This window comes from Pinisolibacter sp. DMC19 (assembly GCF_056313985.1).
On record NZ_JBQUZF010000001.1, the window covers coordinates 837,196 to 856,459 of the forward strand.

The window sequence follows — 19,264 nt, forward strand, 5'->3', positions numbered from 1 at the left end:
AGGCGCGATGACGGAAGATGTAATCGACGCTCGCGGGGGCACGGGGACGATCGTCGTCGATCGCCGCCTGCTCGACCGGCTCGCCGGCCTCGGCCTGATCTCGGCCGCGGCGCGCGACGCCGGCCTCGAGCTGATCGAGCCGCCGCGCCGCTGGGGCCTGTGGGCGGCGCGGCTGATGACCGTCCTCGGCGCCGCCATGGTGCTCGCCGGCATCGTCTGGTTCTTCGCCTTCAACTGGAACGCCATCCCGCCGCTCGCCAAACTCGCCGGCATCGCGGTGTTGCTCGCCGCCGCCGTCGCCATGGTGCTGGTCGGCGGCTTCGATCGCCTGTCGGCCGACGTCGCCGGCACCGCCTCGGTGCTGCTCGTCGGCGTCTTCATGGCGGTCGACGGCCAGATCCACCAGACCGGCGCCGACGCCTGGCAGCTCTTCGCCGGCTGGGCCGCGCTGACACTCGGCTGGGCGCTGACCCTGCGCTCCGCCGCCGCCTGGGCACTGTGGATCGCCGTCGCCAACGTCGCGCTCATCACCTGGTGGGACGAGGCACGGCCCGACGGCCTTCAGTCCGCAGCGCTCCATCTCGCGGTGATCCTGCTCGACGGCGCCCTGCTGGCGTTGCGCGAGGTCCTCGTCGCCCGCGGTCACCGCTGGCCGGCGGCGCGCTGGACGCGCTTCTACCTCGCCCTGCCGATCCTCGTCGCGATCGTCATGGCGATGCTCGAGTTGATCGGCGCCCGCTATGGTTATGATCGCGTCGACTGGACGACCGTCGTCGTCGCCCCGGCGACGCTCGTCGCCTTCCTCGTCGTCTATCGCCGCCGCCTGCCCGATCTCGCGGTGCTCTCGGCGACGGCGATCGCCGCCTGCTGCGTCGTCGACATCGCACTGTTCCACCTGCTGACCTCGGGCCGGCACGGCGACGACATCGGCACCTTCTTCCTGCTCGGCCTCGCGACCCTCGGCCTCTTCGCCGGCGCCGTCGCCTGGCTGCGCGGCGTCGCCCGCACGATGGAGGCCGGCCGATGAGCGAGACCTCGCGGATCGACGCGACCACCCTCCTTTCCCGCTGGCGCGACGCCGGTCTGGTGAGCGAGGCCGAAGCCCCCACCCTCGCCGCGGCGATCCGAGCCGAGGCACGCGACGGCGAGCCGCCGCTCCACCTCAAGATCCTGACGGCGATCGGCACCGCCATCGCCACCGCCTTCTTCCTCGCCTTCCTCGGCGTGGCGCGGATCATCTCCTTCGACGACGGTCCGAACATGATGGTCTCGGGGACCGTCTTCCTCGCCGCCGGCATCGCGCTCGCCTTCGCGACGCGGCGCGCCGAGGTCGGCATCGGCCGCGATCTCCTCGCCCAGACGAGTTTCGTCGCCATGGCGCTCGGCAAGGTGCTGTTCGTCGGCGGCGCGCTGACGGTCTGGGGCGAGCGGACGACCGGCGTCGCCACCGCGGCGCTCTTCGTCGTCACCGTCGTGACCTACCCGGTCTCCGGCTCCTCGCTCGACCGGCTGCTGTCGCCTTACGCCGTCGCCGCTGCCGCGCTCTTCGAGCTCTTCCGCGACGGCGGCGCCGGCACCGCCGGACTGACGCTCTACCATCTCGCCGCGACCGTGGTCGCCGGCTCCCTGCTGCTGCCGCACCGGGTGCCGACGGTGCTGCGGCCGATCGGCCTCGCCGCGCTCGGGGCGATGGGCACCGTCGTCGCGATCGTCGCCGCCGGCCACGATCTCGGCTTCCGGGCGTCGCCCCGCGCCTTCGACCCGCGCCCGATCGAGGCGCTGCTGACGCTGTCGCTCGTCGGCCTCGTCGCCTGGGCGGCGGGCGGGCTCGACCGCCTCGCCCGGCCGCCGCTCGCCGCCGCCTGCCTCGGCATCGCCGCGCTCGGCCTCGCCGGCGCCCCCGGCCTCGTCTTCGCGCTCGGCCTGCTGGTCCTCGGCCATGCCCGCCACGACACGCCGACCCGTATCGCCGGCATCCTCGCGCTGCCGGGCTTCCTGGCGCTCTGGTACTACGGCCGCGACATGACGCTGATGGAGAAGTCCGCCGCGCTGATCGCCGCCGGCCTGCTGCTGCTCGCCGCGCGCTGGGTCATGCACCGCGCCGGCTGGGATCGGGAGACAACGCCATGAGACGGACCCTCCACGCCCTCCTCGCGATCTTCGTCTTCGCCGCCCTCGGCTGGAACGTCTGGCGCGCCGAGGCGCTGATCGCTTCCGGCGACGAGGTGCTGCTGGCGCTCGCCCCGGTCGACCCGCGCTCGTTGATGCAGGGCGACTACATGCGCCTGCGCTTCGACATCGAACGGACCTCGACCGACGTCACGGGCGGCGGCAGCGGAACCATCGTCCTCGCCCTCGACGACCGACGCACCGGCACCTTCGTCCGCCACGCGAGCGAAGGCGCCCCCGGGCCCGGCGAGATCGCCTTCCGCGTCGCCCGCGCCCGCGGCGGCGGCCTCTCGGTCGAGCCGCACTCGTTCCTCTTCCAGGAGGGCACCGCCGAAGTCTGGGCCAAGGCGAAATACGGCATCTTCCGCGTCGCCCCCGATGGCCGCCACCTGCTCGTCGGCCTCGCCGACGAGAACGCCCGCCGCATCGAACCACCGACGCCCGCCCCGACTACGCCGGCTCGCTGAGCGAACGGCTGCCGGCGAGCCCGGCCTCGACCGCCCGGTCGAAGGACGCGCGCCAGTCGGCATCCGGCATGGCGCGGGCCGGCACCGCATGGCGGATGCCGTTGCGCCCGATCAGCACACGGTCGTCGCCGCGCCGCTCGGCCCGCTCGATCGCCGCCCAGCGGGTGAAGGTCTCGCCGAGCTCCGAGCGCAGGCGAATGCCGTCCTCGTCGATCACCGCGACCTGTTCCGGCAGGGTCTCCGGCACGGCCGCCGCGACGGCGGCGTCCTGCTTGCGGGCGAACCACAGCTGGAGGCCCGCGAGCGCGGCAAAGGCCGAGGAGCCGGAGAGCGCGGCGAAGCCGACGAGCGATCCGCCGTCGACATGGCGGCCGAAGACCAGCCCGACGAGCGATCCGGCGAAACCCGCGAGCACCGCGACCATCCCGGCGAAGCGCGTCATAGACAGGCTCACGCCGGGCAGGTTCGGCCCGGCGGCGCGGAGATCGTGGGCGGTCAGCCGATGGGGGAGAGACGTCAGCGTCACGGGTAGCGACCTTTCGAAGAAGCGCCGCGCCGAGGGGCCGGCGCGGCGGGAAAATCACGGGTTCTGCGGCAGGCGCCGTCACTTCAGCCGCTGCAGCGCCGCGCTCGCGTCCTCGTCGCCGAGGTCGGCGGCGAGCCGCCACAGGCGCTTGGCCTCGCTGCGGTCGGGTTTGCCGAAGGCGCCCGTCTCGTGCGCCTTGGCGAGCAGCGTGATGGCATCGACGCTCTGCTTGGCCGCCGCCTTTTCCAAGAGCGTGCGGGCGCGGGCGAGATCCTTCGGCCCGCCCCAGCCCTCGAGCAGGAAGAGCCCGAGATTGGCGAGGGCCCCGACATTGCCGGTCGCCGCCGCCTTTTCCAGCCAGCCGCGCGCCGCCTTGTCGTCGACCGCGATGTCGGTGCCGTTGTGCAGGTCGACCGCCAGCATGCGCATGGCGTTGGGCTGGCCGAATTCGGCCGCGCGCCGGAGCCAGTCGCGATAGCGCGCCCGGTCGGCCGCCACGCCGACGCCGTCGCGATGGATCAGCGCGAGATAGAGCATCGACGTCGGCTCGCCGAGCGCCGCCGCCTTCTCGAACCACGCCTTCGCCGCGGGGAAATTGGTCGCCGGTTCGCGGCCCTCCTTGGCGCGGTCCCAATGGGTGACGCCGGAATTGTGCATGGCGTTGGGCGAACCGAGCGCCGCCGCCTTCTCCCACCAGGTCAGCGCCGCGTCGGCGTCGGCCGTCAGCCCGGCGAGACCGCGGTCGTGGAAGTTGCCGACCCACAGCGCCGCATAGGCCGAGCCCGCCTCCGCCGCCTGCCGGAACACCCGCAGCGCGTCGATCTGCCGGTCGCCGGCGAGATAGGCGCGGCCGAGCTGATCGGCCCATCGCAGGTTCGCCGGATCGGCCGCCTGCGCCGCCTCGCAGGCCGGGATCGCGGTCCGAGCATCGACCTGTTCCACCGGCGGATGTTCGACCGAGCGCAGCGGGTCCTCGGCGGTGCTCGCCGCCGCGTCGCAGATTTCGCCCTTGGCGATGTCGGGCGCCGCCGTCGGCGCATGCACCGCGACCCAGGTCTTCGCCGCATCGTCGCCCGCCTCCGCCGCCTTCTCGTACCAGCCGCGCGCGCCGTCCTCGTCCTTGTCGCCGACGGTGCCGGCCAGCAGATACTGGGCGAGCGTCGTCATCGCCGCGACGTCGCCGCCGTCGGCCGCCTGTTCGAGCAGGCCGCGCGCCTTGGCCGGCTCGCGGTCGCCGCCCTTGCCGTCGAGATAGAGCGCCGCGAGGCGCCGCATCGCGCCCGTGTCGCCGTCGGCCGCCGCGCGCTGGAACCAGCGCCGCGCCGCGACCGGGTCGGCCTTGACGCCCTGGCCCTCAAGCCAGATCTCGCCGAGCCGCCGCTTGGCGGCGGCGACGCCGAGGTCCGCCGCTTTCTCGAACCACTGCCGCGCCTTCGCGTTGTCCTCCGCCACGCCGCGGCCGAAGTAGTGCGCTTCGGCGACCTCGTGGACGGCGTCGACGTGACCGGCAGCGGCGGCCTTCTCGTACCACCGGAAGGCCTTGGCGAGATCCTTCGGCGAGCCGAGCCCATCGGCATGGGCGACGCCGAGATTGAACATCGCGTCCGGCGAGCCGAGCGAGGCGGCGAGTTCCCACCACGTCCTGGCCGCGCCCTGATCCTTCGCCCCGCCGAGGCCACGAGCAGCGAAGTTGCCCATCCACAACGCCGCGAAGGGCGACTTCTTCTTCGCCGCCGCCTCGAAGACGCGCCGTGCGTCGGCCCAGCGTTCGGCCGAGACATAAGATGCGCCGAGCTGATCGGCATAGCGCAGCGTCGCCGGCGCCGCCTTCACCGCCGCCTCGCAGGCCGGGACGGCGCGGGCATGGACGATCTCGGCCGACGACTTCAGCCCCTTCACCTCGCGCGGGCGAAGCGGATCGCTCTCGATCGCCGCCAGCCGGTCGCAGGTCTGGCCGGGCGTCTCCGGCCGGTCCATCTCGGCGACGAGCGCCCGCGCCTCGTCGCTGTCGAGCGCGATCGCCCGCTTCAGCCAGTCGCGCGCCGCCGCCTCGTCGATCTCGCCGAAGACGCCGTCGCGCAGCTTGCGGGCGAGATAGACCATGGCGACCGCATTGTCGTAGGCCGCCGCCCGCTCGAGCAGGGCGCGCGCGCCCTTGGCGTCGACCGGCTCGCCGAGCCCTTCGAGCTTCATGTGGGCGAGCGCCAGCATCGAATCCGAACCGTCGTGGCGGACGGCGCGGGCGAACCAGTCGCGGGCGATGGCATAGTCGCGCGGCACGCCGCCGTCGCCCTTCAGATAGTAGAAGCCGAGATTGTACATGCCGTTGGGCGAATCGAACGCCGCCGCCTTCTCGAGCAACCGCCGCGCCGCGTCGTAGTCCTGCGCCACGCCGATGCCGCGCTGATGCAGCAGGGCGAGCTCGACCATCGCCTCCGGGTCTTCCATCTCGATCGCGCGATTGATCAGCTCCAGCCCGCGCGCCACGTCCTTGGGCACTCCGAGGCCCTGGATATAGTGCTCGCCGAGCGTCGTCATGGCGCCGGAGAAGCCGATCGCCTCGCCGCGACGGAGCCACGAGAGCGCCTTGTCGAGATCCTTCTCGACGCCGATGCCGTGGGTGTAGATGAAGGCGAGATTGGTCATCGCCATCGGCACGCCGAGCTGCGCCGCCTTCTCGAACCACGGCCGCGCCTGGGCATAGTCCTTCGTCACGCCGCCGAAGCCGCGATAGTAGAGATAGCCGACCTCGCCGGTGGCATAGGGCGAGCCGCGCCCCGCCGCCTCCTTGAAGACCCGCAGCGCGTCCGGCCAGCGCTCGGCCCGCGAGTAGGCGCGCCCCAGCTGGTTGGCATAGCGCAGCTCCTTCGGGTTCTCGGCGACCGCCTTCTCGCAGGCCGGGATCGCCCGTTCGACGTCGACCGTGCGCACCGGCGGTACCTTGGGATCGCGCAGCGTGTCCTGCCGGTCGGAGGCGAGCCGATCGCAGAGCACGCCCGCACTCGCCTCGGCCGGCTTCTCCGGCCGCGCCGCGGGTGGGGCCCCGGCAGCCGGCGCGTCGAGCTTCGGGGCGAGCGTCGGCGAGATCGACGCCCGCGTCTCGACCGGTGCGCCCGCCGCGGTACCGGCATCCGGCGCCGCCGGCGGCTCGGGCGTGTGGAGGGCGACGCGGGTCTCCTCCGGCGCTCCGCCGGCGAGATAGACGTCGTTGACCAGCGTCGAGCTGTCCCACGGCACCTGCCGCGAACCGGTCGACTGCACCACGTCGAGGCGGACGCGCTTGATCATCCGCGAGATCTCGAGCCCGGGCTGCGGCGCGTTCTTGAGGAAGGCCTCGGTGAAGGGCGAATTGCGCCCCTCGCCGTCGAGCGCCACGTTGCCGGGGTCGGTGGCATAGACGATGACCGAGCCGACCGAACTCTTGATCTCGGCGAGACCGCCGTAGGCGCTCTCCGCCGCCCGCGTCGCACCGCCCTTGGAGGCGCGCTTCAGCGACCGGGCGAAGGGCGAGTTGCGGCAGGCGTCGAGCACCACGACCGAGACGCGGTCCTCGGCCCGCATCATCTGCAGCACGAGGTCCATGTCGACGGTCTCGAGCTTCACGTCGTCCGGCTTGTCGATCTTGGCATCGACCGGGACGAGATAGTTGCGCCCGTCGATCTGCACGCCGTGGCCGGAATAGTAGAAGAGCGCCAGCGACCCGCCGTCGAGGCGGTCGCGGAACTCCTTGAGCTTGGCCTTGAGCCCGGCACCGTCGAGATCGGTGCCCTCGACCACGTCGAAGCCGAGCCGGCGGAACATGGCGCCGACGTCGGCCGCGTCGTTGACCGGGTTCGGCAGCGGGCTCTGCGTCCGATAGGCGGAGTTGCCGATCACCAGCGCCACCCGGTCGGCGGCCGCGGCCCCGTCGATGCCGGCGAGAAGCGTGGCGGCGAGAAGGGCATTGTGGAAGACACGGCGCATCGGGCGAACCTCGTCGGTTTGAGGCCGGAATGATCGGGTACCGCGCCGTCGGCGGTCAATCGCCGCAACGATTACGAATGCCGTCACCCGCGGTCGAACCGACTCTTCTTTGGTCGAAGCAGCACCGCGGACGCCGCCCCTTTCCCGAAGTACGGCGCCCGAGCGCCCCCCGTGGATCCGCCTCGCCTCGATGCGCAGAGACACGGATGTGCGATTCCATGCTGGAAATTCCCGTCAACTCGCGCTACACCGATCGTGATAGCGCTAACATACGGTGTTCGATCGCAAGCGCGGCCTCATCCACCGCCGTCGATCATGTTCTCCAGTTTCGCGCCGGGTCGCTCCGGCCGCTCTATCCAACGATCACACGGCCGGGACGACCCCAAGCGATCCCGCCGGAGGAGACCTCGATGAACCAGATCGCCCAGCAGTTCGCCGGCTCGACGCCGGTCGTCACCGAGATGCGCGTCATCCCCGTCGCCGGCCACGACGGCATGCTGCTCAATCTCTCGGGCGCCCATGCCCCCTATTTCACCCGCAACCTGGTGATCCTGACCGATTCGTCCGGCAACACCGGCGTCGGCGAGGTCCCCGGCGGCGAGAAGATCCGCAAGACGCTCGAAGACGCCATCCCGCTGGTGGTCGGCGCCTCGATCGGCACCTGGAACACCATCCTCAACAAGATGCGTGCCGCCTTCGCCGACCGTGATTCCGGCGGCCGCGGCCTGCAGACCTTCGACCTGCGCATCGCCATCCATGCGGTGACCGCGGTCGAGGCGGCGCTGCTCGACCTCGTCGGTCAGTTCTTCGGCGTGCCGGTCGCCGCCCTTCTCGGCGAAGGCATCCAGCGCGAGGAAGTGTCGGTCCTCGGCTATCTCTTCTACGTCGGCGACCGCAACAAGACCGATCTCGCCTATCGTTCCGAGCCCGACGCCGAGAACGACTGGTTCCGCCTGCGCCACGAAGAGGCGCTGACGCCGGAATCGATCGTCCGTCTCGCCGAGGCGACCCACGAGCTCTACGGCTTCGAAGACTTCAAGCTGAAGGGCGGCGTGCTCTCCGGCGACGAGGAGATGGAGGCGATCGTCGCCCTCCACGAGCGTTTCCCCAACGCCCGCATCACCCTCGACCCGAACGGCGCGTGGTCGCTGAAGGAGGCCGTCCGCCTCTGCCGCGACAAGCACGGCATCCTCGCCTATGCCGAGGACCCCTGCGGCGCCGAGGGCGGCTTCTCCGGCCGCGAGGTGATGGCCGAGTTCCGTCGTGCCACGGGCCTGCCGACCGCCACCAACATGATCGCCACCGACTGGCGCCAGATGGCCCATTCGATCATGCTGCAGTCGGTGACCATCCCGCTCGCCGACCCGCATTTCTGGACGATGCAGGGCTCGGTCCGCGTCGGTCAGATGTGCGATGCCTTCGGCCTGACCTGGGGCTCGCATTCCAACAACCACTTCGACGTCTCGCTCGCCATGTTCACTCACGTGGCGGCGGCGGTGCCGGGCAACGTCACCGCGATCGACACCCACTGGATCTGGCAGGACGGCCAGCGCCTCACCAAGGCGCCGTTCAAGATCCAGGGCGGCAAGCTCGCCCTGCCGAAGAAGGGCGGTCTCGGCATCGAGATCGACCTCGATCAGGTCGCCAAGGCCAACGAGCTCTATGTCGCGCACTGCCTCGGCGCCCGCGACGACGCCATGGCGATGCAGTACCTGATCCCCGGCTGGACCTTCGACAACAAGAAGCCCTGTCTGGTGCGCTGACGAAGCCGCGGCGCCGGCGACACGACGGCGCCGCCACCCTCGAACGACCGATCCGACGCCCGGCGCCCCGTGCCGGGCGTTCGTCGTTCGGCACGGCCCCACGACGACGCCCGCTCCGGTCGGCCGCACCCACCCGCGGCACGCCTCGTCGCGCCTCGCCGCCCTCACCCGTTGTTTGCACTGCAAAACGATCATTCGCACACGCGGCAAGTCCGCGATCGTATTCGCTCGGCGCCCGTGACATGCAAATTCGGAATGCCCAGTAATTCAGTATTGCATTTTCTGCGATCTGTATTTCTACCGCGACCGATTGTCATCGAAATGGCCGCCATCACCAGCTTTTCCGCAGATACGCGTTGGCACGCAGAAGAATTCGCCGCTCGCACTCTTGCGTGAATCGATAGTTAGCGCTAACAGAAGTGTCGGATGTGAGCGCTATCAAAACATCGGAGCGCCCGGTCGCAGAAATTGCGTGACGCCGGCCCCCGCTCCCGCGACATTCGAAGGAGGAGCCCGTATGTCCAGCATCTCAATCAACGAAACGGCATCTGCCGCCGCCGATGCGGTGAAGAGGACGAACTTCCGCTGGTGGATCGTCGTGATGTTGTTCGTCGTCACGTCGATCAACTACGCCGACCGTGCGGTCCTCGCGATCACCGGCCCCGTACTCTCCAAGGAACTCGGCATCAATTCGGCCCAGATGGGCTTCATCTTCTCCGCCTTCGGCTGGGCCTACGTGCTGGCACAGCTGCCGGGCGGCTGGCTGCTCGACCGCTTCGGCAGCCGCGTCGTCTATGCGCTGTCGATCTTCATCTGGTCGCTGGTGACCATCATGCAGGGCTTCGTCGGCTTCTTCGCCGGCGCCACCGCCGTCCTGGTGCTCTTCGCCCTGCGCTTCGCGGTCGGCATCGCCGAGAGCCCGTCGTTCCCCGGCAACAGCCGCGTCGTCGCCGCCTGGTTCCCGCGTCAGGAACGCGCCACCGCGGCCGCGATCTTCAACTCGGCCCAGTATTTCGCCACCGTCATCTTCGCCCCGATCATGGGCTACATCACCCATGCCGCCGGCTGGCCCTGGGCCTTCGGCTTCATGGGCGCCCTCGGCATCATCGTCTCGGCGATCTGGCTGAAGGTGATCAAGGCCCCGGCCATCCATCCGTCGGTCAACGACGCCGAGCGCGCCTACATCGCCGAAGGTGGCGGTCTGGTGAACATGGACAGCCCCGTCGCGGCCGCCAAGTCGGACGATGGCGGCGCCAAGTGGGACTACATCCGCCAGATGTTCGGCTCGCGCATGATGAGCGGCATCTTCATCGGCCAGTTCTGCATCAACGCCCTGACCTACTTCTTCATCACCTGGTTCCCCGTGTACCTGGTGAAGGAACGCGGCATGTCGATCCTCAACGCCGGCATGATCGCCTCGATCCCCGCCATCTGCGGCTTCACCGGCGGCATCCTCGGCGGCATCATCTCCGACTGGATCCTGCGTCGCGGCGGTTCGCTGTCGCTCGCCCGCAAGACCCCGATCGTCATGGGCATGCTGCTCTCGATGGCGATGGTCTTCTGCAACTACACCGACAACATCCCGCTGGTCGTGTTCTTCATGTCTCTCGCCTTCTTCGGCAAGGGCATCGGCGCGCTCGGTTGGGCCGTCATGTCGGATGCCGCGCCCAAGGAGATCACCGGCCTCGCCGGCGGCGTGTTCAACATGTGCGGCAACATCTCGTCGATCACCACCCCGATCATCATCGGCTACATCGTCCAGATCACCGGCTCGTTCAACGGCGCCCTGGTCTTCGTGGCGGCCAACGGTCTGGTCGCGGCGGCGAGCTATCTGCTGATCGTCGGCGAGATCAAGCGCATGGAACTGAAGAAGTGACCACCCTCGGGCGGGGGCTCGTCCCCCGCCCGCCCCGTCCCTTCCGACCGACCTCTCCCGACCGAGGACTTCGATCATGTACATCGGCGAACAGCTGATCGCCCCGACCGACGACCGCCTCCGGCTCGCAGCCCAGCTCGGCGCCAAGGGCATCGTCGTCGACACCCGCCCCAACCGCGACGTCTGCAACGACGACGGCACCTGGGACGTGGAGCGGTTGAAGGCGCAGAAGGCGCGCATCGAGAGCTTCGGCATGAAGCTCGAGGGCCTCGCCCTCGACGTCGGCTCGATCCTGCTCGACAGCTTGCGCGACCGGCCGAAGGCGGAGAAGACCGCCGAACGCCTGCGCCAGAACATCCGCGCGGCGGGCGAGGCCGGCATTCCGATGGTGAAATACACCGTCGCCATGGTCGGCATCACCCGCACCGGCGTCACCGACGGTCGCGGCGGCATGAAGTGCTCGACCTTCAAGGCCGAGGAATATGCGCCGGAAGCCGACGCCGCCTTCTCCTACTGGGGCACGGTGCTGCCCGAGGACGGTCACGGCACCACCCACACCCCGAAGGCGCTGATGAAGACGGCGGAGGCCGGCGGCCAGATCATGGCGTCGGAAGCCGGCGGCATCTCCGAGGCCGAGGGCTGGGCGGCGATCGAGTATCTGGTGAACGCCATCCTGCCGACGGCGACGGAGGCGAAAGTCAGGCTCGCCTGCCATCCTCACGATCCGGCCTATCCGCCGGGTGGTCTCAACGGCGTCCACCACGTGCTGGGCTCGCTCGACGGCCTGCGCCGCTTCCTCGCCCTCGCCCCCGGCAACCCGTACCACGGCTTCAACTTCTGCCAGGGCACGATCGCCGAGATGTCGAAGGACCCGACCGCGATCGTCCTCGAGGCGATCCGCGAGCTGGGCCGCGAGAAGAAGATCTTCATGGTCCACTTCCGCAACATCAAGGGCGGCTATCTGGACTTCCGCGAGGCGATGCCCGACGAGGGCAGCGTCGACATGGCGGCGGCGATCCGGGCCTATCGCGAGGTCGGCTACGACGGCGTGCTGTGCCCCGACCACGTGCCGCTCTCCGACGTCGACCCCGGTCGCGAGCGCTTCTTCGCCTTCTGCCTCGGCTACACCCAGGCCCTGATCCAGGCCGCCTGATCCGAGCGACGACGACGATGCGACGGCGGCGGGGCGGAGGTCCCGCCGCCGTCGCTCTTTTCACGGCCGACGCGATCGGCCAATGTTCCACCATGATGCGTCGCGGCGACGGCCGATTCCGCCCGCCGCCACCACCACCCCAGACGGCATGACCGATCGAGGCCGATCGTGAACCACCAGACGCCCCCGAAAGCCCCCGACGATGCCGACGACGCCGCCGATCCGGCGACGCGCGGTCGCCGCGGCACGCGCGCCGGCTCCGGCCGGGTGACACTGTCGGACGTCGCCAAGCGGGTCGGCGTCTCGGCGATGACGGTGAGCCGCGTCCTCAACCAGCCCGACACGGTCTCGCCCGACGTGCGCGAACGCGTCCGCGCCGCCGTCGACGAACTCGGCTACGTCCCCGACATGCTGGCCGGCGGCCTCGCCTCGTCGCGCACCAGGCTGATCGCCGCGATCGTGCCGACGCTCGCCCACATGATGTTCTCCACCACCGTGCAATATGCCGCCGACCGGTTGGCGGCCGAAGGCTATCAGGTGCTGCTCGGGCTCTCCGGCTATCCGGAGACGGTGCGCGAAGAGGAGCTGGTGCGCGCCGTGCTGTCGCGCCGCCCCGATGCGCTCTACCTGACCGGCACGTTCCACTCCGCCGTCACACGCCGCGTGCTGCGCGCCGCCCGCATCCCGATCGTCGAGACCTGGGACCTGTCGCGCAAGCCGATCGACATGGCGGTCGGCTTCTCCCATCGCGCCGTCGGCGAGGCGGTCGCCCGGCTGCTGGTCGCCAAGGGCCATCGTCGCTACGCCACGATCTCGGCCGGCGACGAACGCGCCATGATGCGACGCGACGGCTTCGTCACCACGGTGACCGAGCTCTCCGGCCGGGTGCCCGAGAACCACCTCACGCCGGCCCCGAGCAACGTGCAGATGGGGCGCGAGACGATCGGCGAGATGCTCGACGGTGGTTTCCGCGGCGCCGTCTTCTGCTCGTCGGACGCGTTGGCGCTGGGTATCGTGATGGAGGTTCAGGCACGCGGTCTCTCGGTGCCGAACGACGTCGCCGTCGTCGGTTTCGGCGACTTCGACTACGCCGCCAACACCTCGCCGCGCCTCTCCTCGGTCTTCGTCGATCGCCGCAAGATCGCCGACACCGCCGCCGACATGCTGCTCGCCCGGCTCGCCGGCAAGCCGGTCGCCGATCCGGTCGTCGACGTCGGCTTCTCGGTTGTCGAACGCGAGACGACCTGACCGCGCGACGGTTCCCGCACGATCGACGTTCCGATCACATCGGCCCGGCCAGCTCCGCCGAGACCGCCTCGTCGATGCGCTTCAGCCGCTCGCGGCTGTTGGTGAGGTGCATGCGCATGGCGGCCCGCGCCGCCTCGGCGTCGCGGCGTTCGATCGCCGCCAGCACCGCCTCGTGCTCGAGATTGGTCCGCCTGAGATAGTCCGGGCCGAAGTCGCCCGGCAGTGCCCGGAGATCGAGCCGCGTGCGCGGCAGCGTCGTCGTGCCCAGATCGTGGAAGATGGTCTCGAACCAGCGGTTCCGCGTCGCCTTGGCGATGCTCATGTGGAAGCGGAAGTCGGCCTCGACGCCGCTCTGGCCGAGGCCGGCGTCGGCGGCGAAGTCGTCGAGCGCCGTCCGCATCGCCAGGAGATCGTCGACGTCGCGCCGCCGCGCGGCGAGCGCCGCCGCCTCGGTCTCGAGGCTGATGCGCAGCTCGAGCATCGCCAGCACGTCGCGGATGGTCAGCACCACGCCGGCGTCCAGCCGCGAGCGCGGCGACGGTTCGAGCACGAAGGTGCCGATGCCGTGCCGGGTCTCGACGAGCCCGGCAGCCTGCAGCCGCGAGATCGCCTCGCGCACCACGGTGCGGCTGACGCCGTGTTCGGCGGTCATCTCCGGTTCGGTGGGAAGACGCGTGCCCGGCGCGAGATCGCCGGAACGAATGCGGGCGGAGAGAATGTCCACGATCCCCTCGGCGAGCGAGCGGCGACGTGGCGACGTCCGGGCTGGCGGCATGACGGCCTCTGTTCGGTTCGCCCGAGCACGCGGGGAACCGCGCGCGATCGACGAACGATGACGGCGAAGGCATTCGTCGCGCCACGGACGACTCGTCCGCGAAGCGGCGACCTTCACTCTCCACAAAGTATGACATCATACCACATCGGGGCAAGTACGGAGATCCGCGCAGGTCTCCTCGATTTGCAGTGCAACAACACGTCGTTTCAATACGTTGTGCAAGATCGTCCGTCAAAACCCGTGATGCGCCGCAGCGACGAAACCACCTTGTGTCATCATAAGAGTCGGCTATAGTCCGGCCATGTCATATGATGACTAACGACAAGGCGAGCCGGATGCCTCCCTCGCCGATGCGAGGACGGCGCGACCGCGCCCCACGGAAGGTTTCGCAGCGATGACCCACGATCGACCCTACACGGCCTTTCCCAACAGCTTCCGGGAAGCGCTGAAGAAGCGCGAGCGCCTGATCGGCGTCTGGTGCTCGCTCGGCAATCCGATCTCCACCGAAGTGCTCGGCCTCGCCGGCTTCGACTGGATCCTGCTCGACGGCGAGCATGCGCCCAACGACGTCCTGTCGCTGATCCCGCAGCTGATGGCGCTGAAGGACAGCCCCTCGGCCCCGGTCGTCCGCCCGGCCTGGAACGACACGGTGCTGATCAAGCGCCTGCTCGACGCCGGCTTCCACAATTTCCTGATCCCCTTCGTCCAGTCGGCCGAAGAGGCGAAGGCCGCGGTCGCCGCCACCCGCTATCCGCCCGAAGGCGTGCGCGGCGTGTCGGTCGCCCAGCGCTCCAACAAGTACGGCACGGTGGCGGACTACTTCCGCACCGTGAACGCCAACATCGCCGTGGTGGTGCAGATCGAGAACGGCGCCGGTGTCGAAGCCGCCGCCGAGATCGCCGCGGTCGACGGTGTCGACGGCCTGTTCATCGGACCGTCCGACCTCGCCGCCGCCATGGGCCACCTCGGCAACCCGGCGCATCCCGACGTGCAGGCCGCCATGGCCAAGGTCTTCGCCGCCGCCGAGAAGGCCGGCAAGGCGTCCGGCATCCTCGCGCCCGTCGAGGCCGATGCCCGCCGCTACATGGACCAGGGCGTCGGCATGATCGCCGTCGGCTCCGATCTCGGCGCCTTCCGCGCCGCGACGCTGGGCCTGCGCGAGAAATACCGCTGAATCCGGGCACCCGCCCCCTTTCCCCTTCCTCACGCGACGGATGCACGGCCTCGGGCGGCATCCGCGGAAATCGGAGCAAGCACATGTCCACGTTGGGTTTCGTCGGTCTCGGCATCATGGGCACCCCCATGGCGGGCCATCTCCTCGCCGCCGGCCACACCGTCTATGCCTATGACCAGAAGCCGCTGCCGGAAGAGCTGGTCGCCAAGGGCCTGAAGGCCTGCGCCTCGTCCAAGGACGTCGCCGCTTCCTGCGACATCTTCTTCGTCATGGTCCCCGACACCCCGCACGTCGGTGCGGTGCTGTTCGGCGAGAACGGCGCGGCCGAAGGCCTGAAGCAGGGCTCGATCGTCGTCGACATGTCGTCAATCTCGCCGATCGAGACCAAGCAGTACGCCGCGAAGATCGAGGCGCTCGGCTGCGACTATCTCGACGCCCCGGTCTCCGGCGGCGAAGTCGGCGCCAAGAACGCCACCCTGTCGATCATGGTCGGCGGCAAGGACGAGATCTTCGCCCAGATCCGCCCGCTGTTCGAGCTGATGGGCAAGAACATCACCCTGGTGGGCGGCGTCGGTGCCGGCCAGACCGCCAAGGTGGCGAACCAGATGATCGTCGCCATGAACATCGAGGCGGTCGCCGAAGCCCTCCTCTTCGCCTCTAAGGCGGGTGCCGATCCGGCGCGCGTCCGCGAGGCGCTGATGGGCGGCTTCGCCTCGTCGAAGATCCTCGAGATCCACGGCGACCGCATGGTCAAGCGCACCTTCGATCCGGGCTTCCGCATCGCGCTCCACCAGAAGGACCTCAACCTCGCCCTCGGCGCGGCCAAGGCCATGGGCGTCGCCCTGCCGAACACCGCAACCTGCCAGGAGCTGTTCAACGCCTGCGCCGCTCGCGGCGGTTCGGGCTGGGATCACTCCGCCATGGTCAAGGCGCTCGAGCTCCTGGCCAACCACGAAGTGGCCTGAACCGGCTCGCCCCGCCGGTTCGACCACCCCGGCGACCGCTCCACGGTCGCCGGGGCCCCTTCACGGGAATGCACCGCACGATCCTCCGCCCGCCGTCGGGCTACTCGTGAGACGTCCGATGAAAACCGTCCGCCTGCTCGATGCCACCGTCGTGCCCGCCATCGGTCAGGGCACGTGGATGATCGGTGAGGATCGGCGCCGTCGCGCCGAGGAGATCGCCACCCTCCAGGAAGGCATCGACCGCGGCGCGACGCTGATCGACACCGCCGAGATGTACGGCGACGGCGCCTCCGAGGAACTGGTCGGCGAGGCGATCGCCGGCCGCCGCGACCGGGTCTTCCTCGTCTCCAAGGTCTATCCCTGGAACGCCTCGCGGGCCGGCACCATCGCCGCCTGCGAAGCCTCGCTGAAGCGGCTGCGCACCGATCGGCTCGACCTCTATCTGCTGCACTGGCGCGGCGAACACCCGCTCGCCGAGACCGTCGCGGCCTTCGAGGCGTTGAGGAAGGCCGGCAAGATCCGCCGCTGGGGCGTCTCCAACCTCGACCTCGCCGACATGGGCGAGCTGATGTCGGTTCCCGGCGGCGCCGCCTGCGCCACCGACCAGATCCTCTACAATCTGTCGCGCCGCGGCGTCGAATGGGACCTGCTGCCCTGGGCGCGGTCGGTCAACCTGCCGATCATGGCCTATTCGCCGCTCGAACAGGCCCGTCTGCTGTTCGATGCCGAACTGAAGGCGATCGCCGAGAGCCACGGCGTCACCGCCGCGCAGCTGGCACTCGCCTGGGTGATCGACGCCTGCAACGTCATCGCCATTCCCAAGGCGTCCAGTCGCCGGCGCCTTGCCGAGAACCTCGGCGCGCTCGACATCCGCATGACGCCCGATCTGCGCGCCGCCCTCGATCGCGCCTTCCCGCCGCCCCACCGGGCGACGCCGCTGGAAATGTTGTGAGAACACGAGGCGCGGGGAAACGCGCCGGGAGGACCACGAAATGACGACCACTGACACCGCCGACCGTCCCCGCAGAATCTTCCTCGACGCCCGCGACAACGTCGCCATCGTCGTCAACTCCGGCGGCCTGAAGAAGGGCACCGTCTTCGACGACGGCCTGACGCTGGTCGATGACGTGCCGCAGGGCCACAAGGTGACGCTCTGCGACGTCGCCGTCGGCGAGGCGGTGATCCGCTACGGCGAGATCCTCGGCCACGCCGTGCGGCCTTTGCCCAAAGGCTCGTGGGTCGACGAGTTCGCCATCGAACTGCCGGAAGCCCCGGCGCTCGAGACCCTGCCGCTCGCCACCCGCCCCGCGCCGAAGCACGAGCCGCTCGAAGGCTTCACCTTCATGGGCTATCGCAACGCCGACGGCTCGGTCGGCACGCGCAACATCCTCGCCATCTCCGAGAGCGTCCAGTGCGTCGCCGGCGTGGTCGACCATGTCGTCGCGATCATTCGCGAGACGCTCCTGCCCAAGTACCCCAACGTCGACGACGTCGTCGGCCTCGGCCACGTCTACGGCTGCGGCGTGGCGATCAACGCCCCCGCCGCGATCGTGCCGATCCGCACCCTGCAGAACCTGGCGCAGAACCCGAACTTCGGCGGCGAGGTGCTGGTCGTCGGTCTCGGCTGCGAGAAGCTCCAGCCCGAACGGCTGATGCCGAACCTCTCCAAGGAAGACGCCGCCGCCAACATCCTGTCGCTGCAGGACGAGCGCTTCGTCGGCTTCCAGGCGATGGTCGACGGCATCCTCGAGATGGCGGAAGCCCGCCTGAAGGTGCTGAACGAGCGCCGCCGCGAGCCCTGCCCCGCCTCCGCCCTGGTGGTCGGCGTCCAGTGCGGCGGCTCCGACGCCTTCTCCGGCGTCACCGCCAACCCGGCGGTCGGCTTCGCCGCCGACCTGATCGTGCGCGCCGGCGGCACCGTGATGTTCTCGGAAGTGACCGAGGTGCGCGACGCCGTCCATCTGCTGACCCCGCGCTGCGCCACCGAAGAGGTCGGCCGCGCCATGCTGCGCGAGATGGCCTGGTACGACCGCTACCTCGCCTCGGGCGAGACCGATCGCGCCGCCAACCCGTCGCCCGGCAACAAGAAGGGGGGCCTCGCCAACGTCGTCGAGAAGGCGCTCGGCTCGATCATCAAGTCGGGCTCGTCGCAGATCGGCGCCGTCCTCGCCCCCGGCGAGCGCGCCGTGACCAAGGGCCTGATCTATGCCGCGACGCCGGCCTCGGACTTCGTCTGCGGCACGTTGCAGCTCGCCTCGGGCATGACGGTCCAGGTCTTCACCACCGGCCGCGGCACGCCCTACGGGCTCGCCGCCGCCCCGGTGATCAAGGTCGCCACCCGCACCGATCTCGCCAAGCGCTGGCACGACCTGATGGACATCGACGCCGGCACCATCGCCACCGGCCACGAGACGGTCGAGGAAGTCGGCTGGCGGATCTTCCGCGAGATCCTCGACGTCGCCAGCGGCAAGAAGCCGTGGTCGGACCGCTGGGGTCTGCGCAACTCGCTCGCCCTCTTCAACCCGGCGCCGGTGACCTGATCGGCACACCGAAACTCCCTACCGCCCGCCGCCGTGGTCTGACCCACCCGGCGACGCAAGCGGAAACGGCGGCCGCAGGGCCGCCGTTTTCATGTCTGCCGGTGCAGCGCGGCGATCACGCCATGGCGTCGAGCAGGACCTGCATGTTCTCGCGATCGACCTTCATCGACTTCGCCGCCACCGCATAGGCCATCTTGGCGCCGAGCATGTCGGAGAGCGCCGCGGCGGGATCCTCGACCGAGGTCGTGAACAGCCCCGGCACGCTCGCCCCGCCCGACGACGCGGCGACCGTCGTGGCGGTCGACCCCGACGACATCGACGTCGTCATGTCGGCGATCGACACGCTCGCCGCTTCCATACGGCGCGACGCGGCGTTCATGCCGGAAAGGGCGATCGAGGAGACGGAAAGGGACAAGGGCGGGAAACCTCCGCCCCGACCCTGCACCGCGAACCCTCGAGAAACCCTTGCCGAGATCGCGAGAATGTCGAGGAAAACGCAAAGCGCGGCTTTCGAGGGCACTCGTCGCCGCGCCGTGCAGAGGTCCTTCATCCTGAGGTGCTCGCGCAAGCGAGCCTCGAAGGGCGAAGGATCCGAGAGGCAGGGCCCGTCGAGGCTTCGCCCTTCGAGGCCCGGCTGTCAGCCGG

Annotated in this window: 15 protein-coding genes; 11 read left to right on the forward strand and 4 right to left on the reverse strand. The window is 69.9% G+C overall.

Going from position 1 to position 19,264, the window contains the following annotated elements:
* Positions 1-7 precede the first annotated feature (7 nt).
* From ACT53U_RS03785 to ACT53U_RS03795, 3 genes are read left to right on the forward strand one after another with little or no spacing between them, the layout of a single operon-like run.
* Complete coding sequence (locus ACT53U_RS03785; RefSeq protein WP_476152852.1) at positions 8-1,027, forward strand: DUF2157 domain-containing protein; 1,020 nt, start codon at positions 8-10, stop codon at positions 1,025-1,027.
* Entirely contained in the window at positions 1,024-2,130 is a 1,107-nt protein-coding gene (locus tag ACT53U_RS03790) for a DUF4401 domain-containing protein (RefSeq protein WP_476152853.1), read from the forward strand. The genes ACT53U_RS03785 and ACT53U_RS03790 overlap by 4 nt, the downstream gene beginning before the upstream one ends.
* Positions 2,127-2,636, forward strand: a complete 510-nt coding sequence (locus ACT53U_RS03795; protein WP_476152854.1) for a GDYXXLXY domain-containing protein — start codon at positions 2,127-2,129, stop codon at positions 2,634-2,636. Before ACT53U_RS03790 ends, ACT53U_RS03795 begins: the two co-directional genes overlap by 4 nt.
* On the opposite strand, the gene ACT53U_RS03800 is transcribed toward ACT53U_RS03795, so the two are convergent.
* The gene (locus ACT53U_RS03800) at positions 2,620-3,162 is read right to left on the reverse strand and encodes a YcxB family protein (protein ID WP_476152856.1); all 543 of its coding nucleotides are present in this window, start codon (positions 3,160-3,162) and stop codon (positions 2,620-2,622) included. The two genes, ACT53U_RS03795 and ACT53U_RS03800, sit on opposite strands and share 17 nt — an antisense overlap.
* Positions 3,163-3,240: 78 nt before the next feature.
* A complete protein-coding gene (locus tag ACT53U_RS03805; protein WP_476152858.1) occupies positions 3,241-7,125 on the reverse strand; it encodes a caspase family protein in 3,885 nt (1,294 codons plus the stop codon).
* Between the two features lie 410 nt (positions 7,126-7,535).
* Between ACT53U_RS03805 and gudD the strand changes: the two genes are divergently transcribed.
* The 4 genes from gudD (at position 7,536) to ACT53U_RS03825 (ending at position 13,165) form a co-directional block, all read left to right on the forward strand.
* Positions 7,536-8,888: a glucarate dehydratase gene (gudD, locus tag ACT53U_RS03810; RefSeq protein WP_476152860.1), complete on the forward strand. Its 1,353-nt coding sequence runs from the start codon at positions 7,536-7,538 to the stop codon at positions 8,886-8,888.
* A gap of 517 nt (positions 8,889-9,405) precedes the next feature.
* Entirely contained in the window at positions 9,406-10,764 is a 1,359-nt protein-coding gene (locus tag ACT53U_RS03815; protein ID WP_476152862.1) for an MFS transporter, read from the forward strand.
* Positions 10,765-10,840: 76 nt separating this feature from the next.
* Entirely contained in the window at positions 10,841-11,917 is a 1,077-nt protein-coding gene (locus ACT53U_RS03820) for a mannonate dehydratase (RefSeq protein ID WP_476152864.1), read from the forward strand.
* Between the two features lie 168 nt (positions 11,918-12,085).
* Positions 12,086-13,165: a LacI family DNA-binding transcriptional regulator gene (locus ACT53U_RS03825; RefSeq protein ID WP_476152866.1), complete on the forward strand. Its 1,080-nt coding sequence runs from the start codon at positions 12,086-12,088 to the stop codon at positions 13,163-13,165.
* 34 nt (positions 13,166-13,199) lie between these two features.
* Here the strand turns inward: ACT53U_RS03825 and ACT53U_RS03830 are convergent, their stop codons facing one another.
* Positions 13,200-13,940: a FadR/GntR family transcriptional regulator gene (locus tag ACT53U_RS03830; protein ID WP_476152868.1), complete on the reverse strand. Its 741-nt coding sequence runs from the start codon at positions 13,938-13,940 to the stop codon at positions 13,200-13,202.
* Positions 13,941-14,334: 394 nt separating this feature from the next.
* Here ACT53U_RS03830 and garL point away from each other — a divergent pair, with 394 nt between their 5' ends.
* The 4 genes from garL to garD all read left to right on the forward strand — a co-directional run bounded on the left by garL (position 14,335) and on the right by garD (position 18,619).
* Complete coding sequence (garL, locus tag ACT53U_RS03835) at positions 14,335-15,114, forward strand: 2-dehydro-3-deoxyglucarate aldolase (protein WP_476152870.1); 780 nt, start codon at positions 14,335-14,337, stop codon at positions 15,112-15,114.
* A gap of 83 nt (positions 15,115-15,197) precedes the next feature.
* On the forward strand, positions 15,198-16,079 hold the full coding sequence (gene glxR / locus ACT53U_RS03840) for a 2-hydroxy-3-oxopropionate reductase (protein ID WP_476152871.1): 882 nt from the start codon (positions 15,198-15,200) through the stop codon (positions 16,077-16,079).
* Positions 16,080-16,185: 106 nt separating this feature from the next.
* Complete coding sequence (locus tag ACT53U_RS03845) at positions 16,186-17,031, forward strand: aldo/keto reductase (RefSeq protein WP_476152873.1); 846 nt, start codon at positions 16,186-16,188, stop codon at positions 17,029-17,031.
* Between the two features lie 40 nt (positions 17,032-17,071).
* Positions 17,072-18,619: a galactarate dehydratase gene (gene garD / locus ACT53U_RS03850; RefSeq protein ID WP_476152875.1), complete on the forward strand. Its 1,548-nt coding sequence runs from the start codon at positions 17,072-17,074 to the stop codon at positions 18,617-18,619.
* Between the two features lie 115 nt (positions 18,620-18,734).
* On the opposite strand, the gene ACT53U_RS03855 is transcribed toward garD, so the two are convergent.
* Positions 18,735-19,034, reverse strand: coding sequence for a hypothetical protein (locus ACT53U_RS03855; protein WP_476152876.1), 300 nt, complete (start codon positions 19,032-19,034; stop codon positions 18,735-18,737).
* Between the last annotated feature and the right edge of the window lie 230 nt (positions 19,035-19,264).